Here is a 17,015-nt window from a genome sequence, read left to right as displayed (position 1 = left end):
TCCAAATTTTTTTTAAAAAAGCTTGGATATATTTAAGTATGATACATATTTTTGAAATAATAAAAACTTTGCATTCTATAGTAAAAATATGAGGGCAATGATAGACCCTCACAAAGAAAATTTTTTTATTTTATCACAACTACTTTATTATTTTCTATTTTAATATCCTTTATCATTTGAAATTTTTCAATTTGTTTTAAATTTATAAGTTCTTTTTTTTCCAACTGACTGAAAGAAAAGTTTAAAGCAGTTCTTATAATAGGTTTTGTACCGATGTCAATATTTTTTCTTTCTTTTGTTAGCTTTATAAGTTTAAAATTATTAAGATAAAGTTTTGCATCTATAAGATCGTATTTCAAATCAGTTTCAAATGTCATAGTTCCGCTAATTTTATCATTAAGAGCATCATTCAGATATTCTGTTTCTATTATTAATTTATCATTTTCAAAATATGTTTTAGGATTATAAAGTTTTATTTTTCCTAAGGGATAAGATTTTTCCAAAGGAAATTTTGAATTTACTGCGGTTTGAACCATTGTATCGGGTATTTTTACTTGATTTTGCGAATAAATGTATACTCCGCTTCCTATTATTGTAAAAATAATCAAAAAAAATATCAATTTAAAAAAATTTTTCATAATTCACCTCTTGTAATTTAATATTATAGCTAATATTAACATTAAAAACTTTTAATGTTCTTAGAAAATATATAAAAATAGCGGTTTACTTAAAGAATATTTTTGTAATATTTTTTTGTAAGAAATGGAAAAATTATGTTATAATAAAAAAGTTAAAGAAAAAATATCATTAAAAATAAAAATTTATTATAATTTATTTATTGAATACTGAAAGGGGTAGTTTATGGAAGAAAGAGAAAAAAAGGAGCTTGTCATTATAACAGGAATGAGCGGTGCAGGTAAATCTGAAGCAATGGATTTTTTCGAAGATAGGGGTTATTTTTGTATTGATAATTTTCCTATAAGCTTATTTCAGTATCTGAACGAAATATTTATTAGCAGTGAAAAAAGAGATAAAGTTGCAGTAGCAATTGATATTAGAAATCAGGAATTTATAAATCAGTTTTCCAAGCAGATGAAACTTTTGGATGATTTAAAGATAAATTATACCGTGATTTATCTTGATGCAAGAACTGATGTTCTTTTAAGCAGATATGAGCTTTCAAGAAGAAAACACCCTCTGAATCTGCATGATACTTTACTGGAAAATATAGAAGAGGAAAGAAAGATCATTAAAAATTTTATGCTGAAGGCGGATATAGTTATAGACACGACTAAAACGACAGTGAAAGAATTTCAGGAAATCCTAAAAAAAGAATTTTTAGGGAAAATGACGAAATTAAGCATTAATTTGACATCTTTCGGATATAAGTACGGTATACCATTAGACATGCATTTGATGTTTGATTTGAGATTCTTGCCTAATCCATACTACATAGAAAGTTTAAAGAAAAAAACAGGAAACCATAAAGATGTAAACCAATATGTAATGGGGTTGGAAGAGAGCAAAGAATTTTATAAAATGCTGTGTGATATGCTTTATTATTTAATTCCTAAATATGAAAAAGACGGAAAATCACATTTGAGAATAGGAATAGGCTGTTCAGGAGGACAGCATCGTTCGGCAACATTTGTAAATAAACTTTATGAGGATTTGTCGGAAAAATTTGATTATAAAATTACGAAATTTCATAGAGAAATTGGAGAAAAACTTGAAATTGAATAAATTTTTCCTAAATTTGCAAGAGGGTAAAAATGGATAAAATAAAATCACCTGTGGAATATAAAAATATACCGGAAAATCCCGGTGTTTATCTTATGAAAAATGAAAAAGGGAAAATTATATATGTAGGAAAAGCTAAAAATCTGAAAAACAGAGTTTCTTCATATTTTAAAAATATAAGTTCCCATAATGTGAAAACTTCTGAACTTGTAAAAAATATAGCAGATATAGAGTTTTTTATATGTAAAACTGAAGTAGAAGCTCTAATTCTTGAAAATAATCTTATTAAAAAAAATAGACCTAAATATAATATTTTACTAAAAGATGAAAAAACATATCCTTATATAAAATTTACAAGGGAAAAATTTCCTAAAATAGAAATTGTGAGAAGTACAAAGAGATTAGAGGAGAAAGCTGATTATTTCGGTCCTTATCCTATGGGGATATTTTTTGCAGTCAAATCTCTACTTAAAATATTTCCGATAAGAGATTGTAACAGAAATATGGAAAAGGTTACAAAGCCTTGTCTTAAATATTATATGAATACCTGTACCGCTCCTTGTCTGTACAAAAATATTGAAAAAGAATATAATGAAGATATAGAAAATTTTAAAAACTTTTTAAAGGGTCATCAAAATCAACTTCTCAATAACCTTGAGAAAAAAATGAGAGATTTCAGTGAAAATATGGAATTTGAAAGGGCTATTGCCGAAAGGGAAAAAATAACAGCATTAAAAAGAATGTTACAAACTCAGATTATAGAATATAGTAAAGAAATAGATGAAGATGTATTTGTATTTGAGGAAGTGGGAGAAACTGTATTTTTATGTGTATTGAATATAAGAGAAGGAAAAGTGATAAATAAAAGCCATATAAAGATTTCTCTTGAAAGAAGTCAGGAAGACAGTCTGTTTGAAAGGCTTATTACTCTATATTATGAAAAAAGGAACATACCGAAAAATATAATATGTGATGTGAAATATATTGAAAATGAAAGTCTTATAAAGGAATGGGCTAAAATTGAAAGAAAAAAAGAAATTAAATTACATTTTCCTAAAGTCAACAATAGACGTCAGAAGCTTTTGGAAATGGGATATTTAAACTTAAATGAAGAAGTTGAAAAACATTTCAGGCAAAAAAAAATTATTCAGGAAGGGTTGCAAAAATTAAAAATCGAGTTACAATTAAAAGAGCAGCCATTTAGAATTGAATGTTTCGATATTTCAAATATTCAGGGAAAGGACGCCGTTGCAGCAATGACTGTGGCAATAAATGGTGAACCTGAACCAAAAGAATACAGACATTTTAAAATAACTGTAAAAGACACTCCTGATGACTTTTTAATGATGAGGGAAGCCCTGACAAGGAGATATTCAAAGTTGTCCCCTGAAAATTTTCCTGATTTAATTCTTATTGACGGAGGAAAAGGTCAACTTGGAGTAGCAGTGGATGTTCTTGAAAAGATGGATAAAATGGAATATACTGATATAATAAGTATAGCTAAAAGAGAAGAAGAAATTTTTAAAAGTTACGAAAAAACTCCTTATATTTTTCAAAGAAATGATGAGACTCTTAAAATTTTACAAAGATTGAGAGATGAAGCCCACAGATTTGGAATAACGTATCATAGAAAATTAAGAAGTAAAAGAAATATAAAGAGTGCTTTAGATGATATAGAAGGAATAGGACCAAAAAGGAAAAAAGAGCTTATACGTAAATTCGGAACAATAGAAAATATAAGAAATGCCACAATAGAAGAATTGATTGAAATAGTTCCCGAAAAAGTTGCATTTTCCATAAAAGAAAATTTATAGAAGAAAGTTTATAAAAATAATGGAACATATATTATCCGAAAAATTATAAAAATATTTTGAAAAAGGGAGAAAATTTTGAAAAAAATAGGAATAATTTTAATGGTAAGCATAAGTATGCTCAGTTTCGGTATTTTTGATAAAATAAAATCGGAAATAAAGTTAAAAGGAGAAGAAATACCCAGATTTAAAAAAATAAAAGTTATAATAAACGGAAAAGAAGAAATGAGAAAAGTTATTCCGGGAAGATATCAAATAAAACTGTTTGAAATAAACTATCCTAATGATATATTCGGGAAAAACAAATTTTACAATGAATTTAATGAAGTTCTTGAAAATGTTAATAAAAATAAAAAATATTCATTACTTCTTGAAAAACGTTTTTATGATGACATGCAAAAAATAAAAACGGATGAAATGAGTGAAGAAGAAAAAATACTGGAACTGCCGGCTTCTTCTCTTGACAGTTACGGTATACAGGAATTATCAGTTCTTTCAAAGAATTTGAATGTCAGCCAGTATGCGGGGACAGATCAGGAATATCTGAACAGACAGATTTACGTACTTTATGAGTTATTAGATAAAAAAAATTTTAATCCGGGCAATGTATATTCGGAGTTGGATAAAGAATTTTTGATTTCAGAATTGAAAGAAAAAAGAAAAAAAATTGTTAAAAATTTTGAAAGTTCAAAATTTGAATATTTTGTAAAAGAAAGTTATAATAATATTGACTTTAAAAAGTTTCAAGATGATTCTGTATACAGATTTGATAAGGATATTGTAATTTCTGAAAAAATTGAAGATCAAGCATTATTGCCTAAGATAAAAAATAATCTTTATTTAACGGATTTTCCTGTAGAAATAATTGAAGAACTCGCAAAAAATAATTTAAAATTGAAAAGAGAAATTCTACTTCTTGAAAATAACAGATTTCACGGTTATACTTATAATGAAAATAATACAGTTGTTTTTATAAACGGAAAAAATTCGCGATATTATTATAATGATTTCAAAATAGATGTAATACTTGAAAAAATAAATGTTTTAAAATTACTGAAAACAAGCTCAAATTATTATATTTCAGATTTTTTTAACTAAAGAAGAGATAAAGCTAAAAAATATTTTACATATAGTTTTTAAATTTAAAGTAGGAGGAAATATGAGTGACTATATTTTAGAAATGAAGAACATGAGAAAAGAATTTTTAGGCGGGAAAATAGTCGCTAATGATGATATCACTCTAAAAATAAAAAAAGGTGAAATTCATGCAATAGTAGGAGAAAACGGAGCCGGAAAATCTACTCTTATGAAAATACTTAACGGCCTTTATTCACCTACATCGGGAGAAATATACTATAAAGGAAAGAAAACCGATATAGCAAGCCCTTCTGTAGCTGCAAATCTGGGTATAGGAATGGTTTATCAGCATTTTATGTTAGTAGAAACTCTGACTGTTGCTGAAAATATGGTATTGGGCTTTGAACCAAAAATCGCAGGAACATTTTTTGATTTGAATACTGCACGAAAGCAGGTAAGGGAAGTATCCGAAAGATATGGACTGAACATTGATCCTGATGCGAAAGTATCCGATTTATCTGTCGGTATACATCAAAGGATTGAAATACTGAAAATATTGTTTAAGGGTGCAGAGCTTCTTATATTTGATGAACCAAGTGCAGTGCTGACTCCTCAAGAAGTCGTGGAACTCTACGGTATTATGAGAAATCTTGTAAAAGAAGGGAAAACGATAATATTTATAACTCACAAATTACAGGAGGTTCTTGATTTATCAGATAATATAACAGTTATAAGAAAAGGAAAAGATGTAGGAAATCTGAAAACTTCCGAAGCGACAAAGGAAAAAATCGCAAATATGATGGTGGGAAGAGTGGTACTTTTTGAAGTAAAAAGGCCTGATGTAAAATTAGGTGATCCGATAGTAAAAGTGGAAAATATGGTGGTTAAAGGTGAAAATAAAGTGGACAGAGTAAAAGGAATATCCTTTGAAATAAGAGAAGGTGAAGTGCTGGGAGTTGCGGGAGTTGAAGGAAACGGTCAGACAGAGCTCATTGAAGCACTGGCGGGACTTAAAAAAATTGAAAGCGGAACATATACAATTTCCAATGAGAACCTTGAAAATAAAACTCCTAAAATAATAAAAGAAAAAGGACTTTCCCACATACCTGAAGATAGACATAAAAGAGCAACTATCAATGATTTTACAATCGAGGAAAATATGGTTTTAGGATTACAGGACACATATCAAAAAGGAATGTTACTGGATTTTTCAGAAATAGAAAATAAAACGAAAAAAAATATGGAAAAATACGATATAAGACCATTAGACGGAAAAATCAGATTTGGGGGATTATCAGGAGGAAATCAGCAGAAAGTGGTTGTTGCAAGGGAACTGGAAAAAGAAAATAAATTTATAATAGCTGCTCAACCTACAAGGGGAGTTGATATAGGAGCTATTGAAATGATACATAATACAATTTTAAATGAAAAAACAAAGAAAAAAGCGATAATGCTAGTTTCGGCAGAACTATCGGAAATAATGGCACTTAGTGACAGAATAGCCGTGATGTACTCAGGCAGAATTGTCGGAATGCTAGATAGAAAAGATGCAACAATGGAAAAACTAGGTATACTAATGGCAGGAGGAAAATTAAATGACTAAGAAGTTAAAAGAATTTTTGCCGTCAATAATAGCGGTTCTTATTGCTTTGACTATTGGTGGAATAATAATGATATCAAAAGGAGTAAATCCTTTATTTGCTTATTCGGATATGGCAAAAGCCGCATTTTATCAGGCATCTCCCAGAGCACCGTTTTTAAGTGGATTGGCAAAAACATTGTTTACTGCAACACCGCTTATATTTTCCGCACTTGCGGCAATGGTGGCATTTAAAGCAGGATTATTCAATATAGGAGCTCAGGGTCAAATGATAGCAGGAGGATTGGCAGCTACATTTTGGGCAATTACATTTAGGAATTATATTTTAGGAAATGTATTTATAGTTTTAATTATTGCTATGGCAGCAGGATTTTTATGGGCAGGAATTGCAGGATTTTTGAAGTCCAGGTTTGGGGTAAATGAAGTAATAAGTACAATAATGCTTAATTATATCATCATAGAATTTCAGAATTATTTATTAAATGGAATATTGAAAGATCCTGCATCAGGAAGTACACAGTCACCTAAAGTTTTTGAAGGAGCAAGATTACCTCTTATATTTGCAAAAATTACGAAACAGAATTTGAATTTAGGTTTTGTAATAGTGATACTTCTTGTTATAGGAATTTACTTTTTCTTCAAATATTTTAAAAAGGGATATGAAATAAAAGCAGTGGGATTAAGCGAAACTGTTGCTGAAAATTCAGGAATAAATCCGAAAAAAATAATGTTTCTCGCAATGGGACTGGCAGGAATTTGTGCAGGTCTTGGAGGAGCGGAAAGAGTTTTGGGAGGTTCTGCACAGTATGCATATACTGAAGTAATTATGGGAGATGCAGGGTTTACAGGACTTGCAGTGGCACTACTCGGTAAAAACAGTCCTTTCGGAATATTAATAGCCGGAATTTTCTATGCTGCACTTGATGTAGGTGGACAGGCTCTACAGTTGAAATATCAGGTAGATAAAGAAATAGTCCTTATTATTCAAGCATTAATAATAATTTTTGTAGCATCGGAAAACTTATTCAAATTCTTTACACTGAAGAGAAAGGAGAAATAATGAATATATTTGGAATTATAGGACCTTTAATTGAACAGACTATAACAATATCAGCACCTATAATGATTACTGCTGTGGGAGCATGTATAGGAGAACGTAGCGGTGTAGTAAATATAGGACTTGAAGGAATAATGCTGAGTGGAGCGTTTGCCACAACAGTTGTAAATCTTGCTACAGGTAATCCTTATTTGGGGATATTGGCAGGAATAATTACAGGAGGACTTATTTCACTTATTCATGCAGTAATCAGTATAAACTTGAAAGGTAACCAGATAATAAGCGGTGTAGCAATAAACCTGTTTTCAATAGCTGCAACATCATTTTTAATAAAAACTATATATGGAGTGGCAGGAACTACTCCTTCAGCTGATAAACTTGCAGATTACAGGATTATATTAGTTTTAATGTACGGAATTGCCATAGGAGCGCACTTTTTCCTTTTTAATACTGTAACGGGTCTTAGGATCAGAGCTGTTGGAGAACATCCCTTGGCAGCAGATACTGTGGGAATAAGTGTGTATAAAATAAGATATCTGGGAGTCATCCTTTCAGGAATGTTTGCAGGATTTGGAGGAGCATATTTGACAGCAGTAGTACTCAGATCCTTTTCAAGTAATATGTCCGCCGGAAGAGGATTTATGGCGATGGCTGCCATGATTTTCGGAAAATGGAATCCTTTGGGAGCCATACTGGCAAGTTTATTATTCGGCTTCGGACAGGCTTTTTCCGATTATGCAAAAACAGTGAGATTGCCTATACCTCAACAGTTTCTTACAATGATACCTTATATATTGACATTGCTTGCATTAGTAGGTTTTGTAGGAAAATCAAGGGCTCCAAAAGCGTCGGGACAACCTTATGAAAAGTAATCTTTTAATTTCTGATTAAAAAAGCAATTAAGATTTTAGAATATTCTTACAAAATAGCAAATAAATTTATCAGAAATTATTCCAACTTATATATTTAAAATAAAAATCAAAAGAAGTATTTAAAAATTTTTTAAAAAATAAAAATATAATAAATAATATTTGAAAAAATAAAAAAATAAGGTATAATTTATTATAGATATACATAAAAAACAGGAGGATTTTAAGATGAAAAAAATTGTAACAGCTTTCAGTATTATAGCTGCGTTGTTTTTATTTGTAGCTTGTGGTGGTTCAAAGCCGGCAGAGGGAGAGCAGAAAAAAGATGATATGAAAACAACGGTCGAAAAAACTGATGTTAAGAAAAGTGTTGCTGTGGTTTATTCAACAGGAGGAAAAGGAGACAAGTCGTTTAATGACGCTGTTTTCAGAGGAGTCGAAAAAGCACAAAAAGAATTAGGGATTACATTCAAGGAATATGAGCCTAAAGATCCGGGTGCGGAATCGAAAGATGCTTTGGAAAGATTTGCTGAAACAGGTGAATTTGACCTTATTATCGGAGTAGGATTTACAATGAAAGATTCTATATTAGCAGCGGCAAATGCATATCCTGATCAGAAATTTGCAATAATTGATGAAAATACTAATGATACTTCCAATGTAGCTTCAGTAATGTTTAAAGAATATGAAGGTTCATTCCTTGTAGGAGCTTTGGCGGCAATGATGAGTAAAACCGGAACGGTAGGATTTGTAGGAGGATTAGAGCTTCCTTTAATTAAAAGATTTCAATCTGGATTTGAACAGGGAGCAAAATATATAAATCCGGATATAAAAGTTTTGTCAGTTTACATAGGAGGAAACAGTGCATTTAATGATCCTGCCTCTGCAAAAACTAAAACGGAAACTTTGATTCAACAAAAAGCGGATGTTGTATACCATGCAGCAGGAGGAAGCGGAGCAGGAGTATTTGAAGGTGCAAAAGCCAAAAATGTATATGCAATAGGTGTTGATTCCAATCAAGACGGATTATTCCCGGGAACAATTCTGACATCTATGATGAAATATGTAGATGTTGCAACGTTTAATCTTGTTAAAGATACTCTTGAAGGAAAGTTCCCTCTTCAACATCAGGAATTTGGAGTAAAAGAAGGATATGTTGGAACTACCGAGTTTGAATTTACAAGAGATAAAATTGGAGAAGAAAACATTAAGAAACTTGAACAGATAAAACAAGATATAAAAGATGGCAAAATAGTAGTTAAACCTACTTTATAGTTAATTATCTTAAAAGTCTTGAACAGAAATGAAAGCAGGATTTAGCATCCTGCTTTTTTGACTAAAAGACAACTTTAAAAAAGGAGAAGTTAAAAATGAGAGTAGTAGACTTAATAGAGAAAAAGAGAGACGGAAAAGAACTTTCAAAAGAAGAAATTTCATTTCTCCTGAGTGAATATTTAAATGGAAATATGCCTGATTATCAGATGTCATCATTTTTAATGGCAACATACTTTAATGATATGACAGCAAATGAATTACTTGAATTTACCATGACAATGAAAAATTCAGGAGACACAATATCCTTTGATGATGTAAGAAGGTTTTTAGTAGATAAACACAGTACAGGAGGGGTTGGAGATAAAGTTACTATAGTACTTGCTCCTATTTTGGCAGCATTAGGTATGGGGACTACAAAACTTTCTGGAAAAGGACTTGGACATACAGGAGGGACAATAGATAAATTTGAATCTATAAAAGGATTTAGCTTTTCAAATACGAGAGATGAATTAGTTTCCATAGCGAATAAAACAGGAATAGGGCTTATGGGATACAGTGACAGAATTGTCCCTCTTGACAAAAAACTGTATTCTTTAAGGGATGTTACAGGAACTGTACCGAGTATTCCTTTGATTGCAAGCAGTATTATGAGTAAGAAGTTGGCAATACAGTCAGATGTCATAATACTGGATGTGAAAGTGGGGGACGGTGCTTTTATGAAAGATAAGGAGCATGCGAAAGAGTTGGCGGAAAGAATGATAGAAATAGGAAAAGGTGTCGGAAAAAAAGTGAAGGTAGTTTTAAGTAACATGGACGAACCTTTAGGATATTCTATAGGAAATGCCAATGAAATAATAGAGTCTATCGAAATGCTCAAAGGAAAAGGTCCTGAAGATTTAAAAGAAGTGGTTTATACTATAGCTTCTCTTGCATTAAAAGCAAAAGGTGAAATAGAAGAATTGCCGGATGGGAAGGAAAAAATAGATAAAGTGATAAATGACCGTTCCGCACTTCAGAAACTTTCGGAATTTATAAGTGAAAGCGGGGGAGATGGTAACCTTATTAATAATTATAATCTGCTTCCTCAGTCAAAATCAGTACTTGAAGTATTTTCTAAAAAAGAGGGATATATTTCAAAAATAAAAACTGAAGAAATTGGGAAAGCAGCTATGATAATAGGAGCGGGAAGAGCTACTAAAGACGATATAATAGATCATGCTGTAGGAATAAAAATATTTAAAAAAGTAGGAGATAAGATTTCAACAGGAGAAAAAATAGCTGAGATATATTATAACGACGGTAAAAATGTTGAAACGTCAAAAAATATGATTTTACAGGCATATACTATAAAAAATGATAAAGTTAATAAACAAAAAGCTATTTTAGAGATTATAGAATGATCAATGATAGTTGAATATAAAAAAAATTAAAGAAAGGAAAGATATTGTAATGGAAATAAATAAATACATAGATCATACTACATTAAAAGCTGCAGTTCAGAAAAATGAAATAAAAAAATTATGTGATGAAGCAAAAGAGTATAGATTTTATTCCGTTTGTGTAAATGGAGCAAATGTAAAATATGCTTATGAGCAGGTAAAAGACAGTGATGTAAAAGTTGCGGCAGTTGTAGGTTTTCCTTTAGGAGCAATGTCTAAAGAGGCAAAGGTATTTGAAGCTAAGAAAGCCATAGAAGACGGAGCTTCTGAAATAGACATGGTCATAAATGTAGGGGCACTGAAAGACCGAGAATATGATTATGTAGAACAGGAAATAAAAGAAATAAAGCAGGCGATAGGAGAAAATATTTTAAAAGTTATAATAGAAACGTGTTATCTGACTGATGATGAAAAAAGGAAAGCATGTGAATTGTCTTTAAATGCCAAAGCGGACTTTGTAAAAACTTCGACAGGTTTTGGAACGGGAGGAGCAACTTTTGAAGATGTGGAACTTATGAAATCCGTGGTAGGTGATAAAGCACAGGTAAAAGCAAGCGGAGGAGTGAAAGATATGAAAACTGCTCTAAAATATATAGAATTAGGAGCTACGAGATTAGGAACAAGCTCAGGAATAGAAATAATAAAAGGAATGGAAATTGAAGAAGGAAAATATTAGAAATGAGTAATAAAGAAACATTGTTAATATTTTTTTCATCTGAAAATAAAAGATACTAGAAAGCATACAAAAAACATGTTGATGATAGTATAGAATGGGAAATTCATGGGAAGCAAGTCAAAAAATCAAAGGAATTAAAATTATATGAATGTTATACAGGAAAGTTAAAAAAATTCCGAGAATACGTTTACTCTCGAAAACATTGTCGGAAGTAAAATTTCTTTCGAAATAGTTACACTTTTGGAGAATAATATTGAAGAATATCCTATGATATATTTGAATTTGAAAATGGAAAAATTATTAAAGAGTATGAATTTTTATTAGGAAACTAAGTAGAATAAGAAAAATTGAGTAAAAGAATTTAGTATTAGTAAAGGAAACAGAAGGGAAGATAAAAATGAAAGATATAAGTAGAGTAACATTAATAGTTCTGGACAGTGTAGGAGCGGGAGAACTTCCCGATGCAAAGGATTTTGACGATGTAGGTTCAAATACATTAGGAAATATGGCAAAAGCTACAGGAGGTATGAGTTTGCCTAATATGGGAAGACTTGGACTTGGAAATATAACTGAAATACTTGGAACATCTCCTGTTGAAAATGCTGAAGGCGCATACGGAAAAGCCGCTGAAGTTTCTATGGGAAAAGATTCCACAACCGGACACTGGGAAATAGCAGGAGTACCTTTAGAAAGACCGTTTCCAAGTTATGCTAACGGTTTTTCGGATGAAGTGATAAAAGAATTTGAAGAAAAAACTGGAAGAAAAGTTATGCTGAACAAACCTATGTCCGGAACTGCAGCTATTGATGAATATGGTGAGGAGCAGATAAAAACAGGAAAATGGATAGTGTACGGTTCAGCCGATCCTGTGTTCCAGATTGCAGCGAATGAAGATGTAATACCTTTGGATGAGCTGTATAAGGCATGTGAAATAGCTCTTGAAATATGTAATGAAAAATCTCCTGTTTCAAGGGTAATTGCGAGACCATATATCGGGAAAAAAGTAGGAGAATTTCAACGAACTGCCAATAGACACGACTTTTCCATAGATCCTCCCAAAGAATCAATGTTGGAAAGAATTAAAAAGGCAGGATTTGATGTAGTGGGAATAGGAAAGACAAGTGATTTGTTCAACGGAAAAGGAATTACCGATAACAGGAAAGCCAATCAGGATAATCTGGACGGGATAAAAAAGACTGTTGCAGCATTGAAAGAAAATACAAAAGGACTTATATTTACCAATCTTGTAGATTTTGATGCTGTCTATGGACATAGGAGAAATCCTGAAGGCTATGTAAATGCTTTAAAGGAATTTGACGAATGGCTACCTGAAATACAGAAAAATTTGAAAGATGATGAAATACTTATAATAACTGCCGATCATGGTAATGATCCTACATACAAGGGAACGGACCATACGAGAGAATACATACCGATACTCATTTACGGGAAAAAAATCAAGAAAAATGTAAATATTGGGATAAGAAAAACTTTTGCAGATATAGCGGCTACTATTGAAGAGATTTTACTGGGCACTGAAAAAGAAGGAAGTTTTGCAAAAGAAATATTATAAAAATTTTTATGTTTTTTCAGAGAAAAACTTTGTAAAGTATTTTCAATCTTTTTGTAAAAAAAATTGAATCCAAAAACGATTCAAGTCAATTTTTACAGATACTTAAAGATACCTATTTATTATAAAAGCGAAAAAAATTAATTATTCGTATATATAAAAGTGTTCATAAATAATGACATCCAAACTTTTTTAAAAAATTTAGAGTTTTTACTATATTTAAAATATAGGAGGTTATATGATTTTTTCTTTAAAAGAATATAGACTGAAAAATGGTAAAAAATATAGTATAAGAAGTGCTGAAGAAAGTGATTCCAAAGATATAATAAAATACAGACAGGAAGTAACTTCAGAAACGAACTTTCTGCTGACTTATCCTGAAGAGATAGATACAAATATTGAAAAAATGATGAAATATTTAAGGGATTTTGAAAAAAGCACTGACAGATTATTTTTGCTTGTTTATATGAACGGTGAGATAATAGGAATGTGTAGTATAGTTCCTATTTTAGAACGTATCAAAGTAAAACATCGAACAACATTCGGATTAACAGTGAAAAAAGAATTTCAGGGAATGGGTGTCGGGAATATTCTAATGAATGAAATTATTGAAAATGCAAGGAAAATGAATTATGAACAGATAGAATTGGAAGTTTATTCAAATAACAAAAATGCAATAAAATTATATGAAAAACACGGCTTTCAAAAATGGGGAGAGATTCCAAACGGTTATAAGCTGAAAGATGGAACTTATAATAACTGTATAAAAATGGGAAAATTTTTGAAAAAGTAATATTTAGATGAATAAAACAAAAATTAAATTGCAAAATAAAAGTTTAAAGAGTATAATAAATTATATTCATAAAATTTGAAAATTAAAGAGTAATATAAGTTTAAAATTTGGTAGAAGTTATTCTGGCTGATAAAAAGAGAAAATTTTAAATCAGTTTCACAGTAAAATGAATTTATAGTGGAAATAATAAAAAATCAGGAGGTAAGATAATGGCAACACCACATATAGGAGCAAATAAAGGAGATATAGCGGAAACTATATTATTACCCGGAGATCCGTTAAGAGCAAAATATATTGCAGAAACATTTTTACAGGATATAGTTCAATATAATAATGTAAGAGGAATGTTAGGATTTACAGGGACATATAAAGGGAAAAAAGTATCAGTACAGGGGACAGGAATGGGAGTTCCTTCAATTGGAATATATACTCACGAATTAATAAATGAATATGGAGTAAAAAACCTTATAAGAGTTGGAACAGCAGGTTCTATGCAGAAAAATATAAAAATAAGGGATGTAGTTATAGCAATGGCGGCATCTACAGATTCAGCAATAAATAAACTCAGATTTAATGGAGCGGATTATGCACCTACTGCAAGTGCAGAGTTATTGTTTAAGGCTTATGAAGTAGGGAAAGCCAAAGGATTAAGTATGAAAGCAGGAAATGTATTGACAAGCGACACTTTTTATGGAGATGAACCTGAGGCATGGAAAAAATGGGCAAAATTCGGCGTTTTGTGTGTAGAAATGGAAACGGCACAATTATATACAACAGCTGCAAAATTTGGAGTAAATGCACTTACATTACTTACAATAAGTGATTCTCTTGTAACAGGGGAAGCTACTTCAGCAGAAGAAAGACAGCTGACTTTCAATGATATGATAGAAGTGGCATTGGAAAGTTCATTAAATTTATAATAAGGGGAAATGGTATGAAAATATCAGATATAAAGATGAAATTAACGGAAAAGGAAATAAGTAACTATATAGATGAAGCTAACAATATGCTTAAAAATGCTTATGTTCCTTATTCGAAATTTCCTGTAGCGGCTCTTCTCATTGATGAACAGGGAAGAAAATTTAAAGGTGTAAATGTAGAAAATGCTTCTTACGGATTGGGAATATGTGCTGAAAGAAACGTAATTCCTACAGCTGTGAGTGAAGGAATGAAGAAAATTCGTTTTCTTGTGATAACAGGAGGAACACCGGAACCGATAAGCCCTTGTGGAGCATGTAGACAAGTAATATATGAATTTTCCGATGAAGAAACAGTAATTATTTTGACTAATAAAGAAAAAAAATATAAAATTTGTTCAATAAAGGAATTACTTCCTTATGCTTTTGGTCCTGAGGATTTATAAAAAATAAACATCACCTATTTTAAGATTAAATTTTCAATTTATTTTTAAAATAGGTTTTTTATTAGAAATTAAATTATATTTGAATATCAAAATAATTGATTTTCAAAATAAATTGTGATAAGATAAATTTAACAAATTTATTTAGGAGGTTTTTTATGAATTACAGCAAAGCTGAAACTTATACAAAAAAAGTGTTACTGGGAATAACAGGATTTGTATTTGCAGGAATGAATATATTTGCAGGAGAAACACTGACATATCCTAAAGATGGAAAAGCTGACAGAGCGCTCGGGTATCAAAAATTAGAAAATTCCTTAGGAATATCAGGAAGTTACGAAGGAAATAAAGTGATTGTCAATGCAGGACCTGCAATTGAGCGTGTTTTTGGTGCTGCACAACCCGGAAAAGAGAATATAGAAATAATGAAAAAAAATACTGTAATTATTGATGGAGGTACACTTGCTACAAATGGACGTTGGGAAAGGGAAAATGAAAATATTCCAAAAGGAGGAAGCATTTACGGAGCAGGCGGACAAGCTACGCTTGTAACAGAAAATACAGTAATTATAAAAGGGACTTCTACAGTAGAAGGAAATGTTTATGGCGGATATAGTCATAGAGGCTCTGCAACATATAATAAAGTAATTATAGAGGGAACACCTAAATTTGGGACAGAAACAATATTGTTCGGAGGTAGAGGAAGTCGTTCAACAGCTTTGAAAGAAGATAAAAAAACTCTTGCTCCGTTGGATGTAATAACAGGAAATACACTGGAAATCAAAACAAAAAATGTAACAGTAAATGATATTAAAAACTTTGAAAAAATAATATTTAATTTGTCACTTGAAGAAATTGGTAAAAATGATAAAATACTGACTTTAACAAACAATAAAGGCGTTGATTTAGAAAAACCCGAAACGGTAGGAGTTTCTAAAAAACTTAACGCATTGACAGAAGAAGAAAAAAATAAAATTATTAAAGAGAAAAATAAGGATATTTCTTTAAAAATAGATGTTTTTCTCCAAAATAAACCTATGAAGAATATGAAAAATGTTAAAGTTGTTCTTATAAATGCGAAAGAAGGCCTTAGATTAAGTAAATTACCTAAAAATATAAATAAAACGGAAAAAAATTATAAATATCAGGTAAAATTTGAAAAAGATAAAGAAAATCTCTATGGAATAATAAATGTAACTTTTTTAAAATAATAAGAAATAAAAATGCCGCTTTGTCTTGAAGAGAAGCGGTGTTTTTATTGAAGTTGCTTATTCTTTTATTTTTATTTTAAATTATAAAATTATCACTTTAAATTTATTTATTGTACTTGGGAAGTAATAAATTTATTATATTTAGAGGAATGTTTTCCTAATAAATATAATTTCATATTTATTCAGAAAATTTTAAATATAAGAAAAAATTAATGTTTAAATTATTTTAGGCTCTCTGTCAAGAGTGGGGGTGAAAAAAGTTTGGTAATATCAAGAAATTCTAAGTTGTATCAACTTTTTAAGGTTATACCCCATAAGATATTTTTTACTATTTTTATCCTTTCTAGATTCTATGTTTATTTCCTTATCTCAATTATATAATATAGTTCTTTATTATGGATTTTTTTCTTCCAATATAAAGTTATTCAATTCATAATTAAATACGGATGTTTTTTTAAATAAATTTAAAAACTTCTTTTTCAATTTATATGTTTTTTCGACAGTATTTTTTTCTTTTATCAATTTGATTTCCAAATA

At 30.3% G+C, this 17,015-nt stretch carries 15 protein-coding genes; 14 read left to right on the top strand and 1 reads right to left on the bottom strand.

Annotated elements, in window-relative coordinates:
- Nucleotides 1-125 precede the first annotated feature (125 nt).
- Nucleotides 126-638 carry a hypothetical protein gene (locus EII29_RS00815; RefSeq protein WP_125235641.1) on the bottom strand — a complete coding sequence of 171 codons (513 nt, stop codon included), beginning with the start codon at nucleotides 636-638 and terminating at the stop codon, nucleotides 126-128.
- Nucleotides 639-861: 223 nt separating this feature from the next.
- Between EII29_RS00815 and rapZ the strand changes: the two genes are divergently transcribed.
- From rapZ to EII29_RS00745, 14 genes are all read left to right on the top strand, one after another.
- Complete coding sequence (gene rapZ, locus EII29_RS00810; RefSeq protein ID WP_125235640.1) at nucleotides 862-1,743, top strand: RNase adapter RapZ; 882 nt, start codon at nucleotides 862-864, stop codon at nucleotides 1,741-1,743.
- A 29-nt stretch (nucleotides 1,744-1,772) separates the two neighbouring features.
- Nucleotides 1,773-3,554 carry an excinuclease ABC subunit UvrC gene (gene uvrC, locus EII29_RS00805; protein WP_125235639.1) on the top strand — a complete coding sequence of 594 codons (1,782 nt, stop codon included), beginning with the start codon at nucleotides 1,773-1,775 and terminating at the stop codon, nucleotides 3,552-3,554.
- Nucleotides 3,555-3,629: 75 nt separating this feature from the next.
- Complete coding sequence (locus EII29_RS00800; RefSeq protein WP_125235638.1) at nucleotides 3,630-4,649, top strand: hypothetical protein; 1,020 nt, start codon at nucleotides 3,630-3,632, stop codon at nucleotides 4,647-4,649.
- A 61-nt stretch (nucleotides 4,650-4,710) separates the two neighbouring features.
- Nucleotides 4,711-6,231 (top strand): ABC transporter ATP-binding protein, encoded by a 1,521-nt coding sequence (locus EII29_RS00795; protein ID WP_125235637.1) that lies wholly within the window; start codon nucleotides 4,711-4,713, stop codon nucleotides 6,229-6,231.
- Entirely contained in the window at nucleotides 6,224-7,288 is a 1,065-nt protein-coding gene (locus tag EII29_RS00790; protein WP_125235636.1) for an ABC transporter permease, read from the top strand. Before EII29_RS00795 ends, EII29_RS00790 begins: the two co-directional genes overlap by 8 nt.
- A complete protein-coding gene (locus EII29_RS00785; protein ID WP_125235635.1) occupies nucleotides 7,288-8,157 on the top strand; it encodes an ABC transporter permease in 870 nt (289 codons plus the stop codon). The genes EII29_RS00790 and EII29_RS00785 overlap by 1 nt, the downstream gene beginning before the upstream one ends.
- A gap of 225 nt (nucleotides 8,158-8,382) precedes the next feature.
- A complete protein-coding gene (locus tag EII29_RS00780) occupies nucleotides 8,383-9,429 on the top strand; it encodes a BMP family protein (RefSeq protein ID WP_125235634.1) in 1,047 nt (348 codons plus the stop codon).
- A gap of 95 nt (nucleotides 9,430-9,524) precedes the next feature.
- Nucleotides 9,525-10,829 (top strand): thymidine phosphorylase, encoded by a 1,305-nt coding sequence (locus EII29_RS00775; RefSeq protein ID WP_125235633.1) that lies wholly within the window; start codon nucleotides 9,525-9,527, stop codon nucleotides 10,827-10,829.
- A gap of 49 nt (nucleotides 10,830-10,878) precedes the next feature.
- Nucleotides 10,879-11,544 (top strand): deoxyribose-phosphate aldolase, encoded by a 666-nt coding sequence (gene deoC, locus EII29_RS00770; RefSeq protein ID WP_125235632.1) that lies wholly within the window; start codon nucleotides 10,879-10,881, stop codon nucleotides 11,542-11,544.
- Nucleotides 11,545-11,941: 397 nt separating this feature from the next.
- Nucleotides 11,942-13,117, top strand: coding sequence for a phosphopentomutase (locus EII29_RS00765; RefSeq protein WP_125235631.1), 1,176 nt, complete (start codon nucleotides 11,942-11,944; stop codon nucleotides 13,115-13,117).
- Nucleotides 13,118-13,352: 235 nt separating this feature from the next.
- Nucleotides 13,353-13,907: a GNAT family N-acetyltransferase gene (locus EII29_RS00760; protein WP_125235630.1), complete on the top strand. Its 555-nt coding sequence runs from the start codon at nucleotides 13,353-13,355 to the stop codon at nucleotides 13,905-13,907.
- A 209-nt stretch (nucleotides 13,908-14,116) separates the two neighbouring features.
- A complete protein-coding gene (gene deoD / locus EII29_RS00755) occupies nucleotides 14,117-14,827 on the top strand; it encodes a purine-nucleoside phosphorylase (protein ID WP_125235629.1) in 711 nt (236 codons plus the stop codon).
- 14 nt (nucleotides 14,828-14,841) lie between these two features.
- Nucleotides 14,842-15,270 carry a cytidine deaminase gene (gene cdd, locus EII29_RS00750; RefSeq protein ID WP_255410996.1) on the top strand — a complete coding sequence of 143 codons (429 nt, stop codon included), beginning with the start codon at nucleotides 14,842-14,844 and terminating at the stop codon, nucleotides 15,268-15,270.
- Nucleotides 15,271-15,425: 155 nt separating this feature from the next.
- Entirely contained in the window at nucleotides 15,426-16,478 is a 1,053-nt protein-coding gene (locus EII29_RS00745) for a hypothetical protein (protein WP_125235628.1), read from the top strand.
- Nucleotides 16,479-17,015 lie beyond the last annotated feature (537 nt).

The organism is Leptotrichia sp. OH3620_COT-345 (assembly GCF_003932895.1).
Classification (GTDB): domain Bacteria; phylum Fusobacteriota; class Fusobacteriia; order Fusobacteriales; family Leptotrichiaceae; genus Pseudoleptotrichia.
Note: the sequence above shows the minus strand (reverse complement) of the source record. Positions and strands in the feature narration are given on the sequence as shown.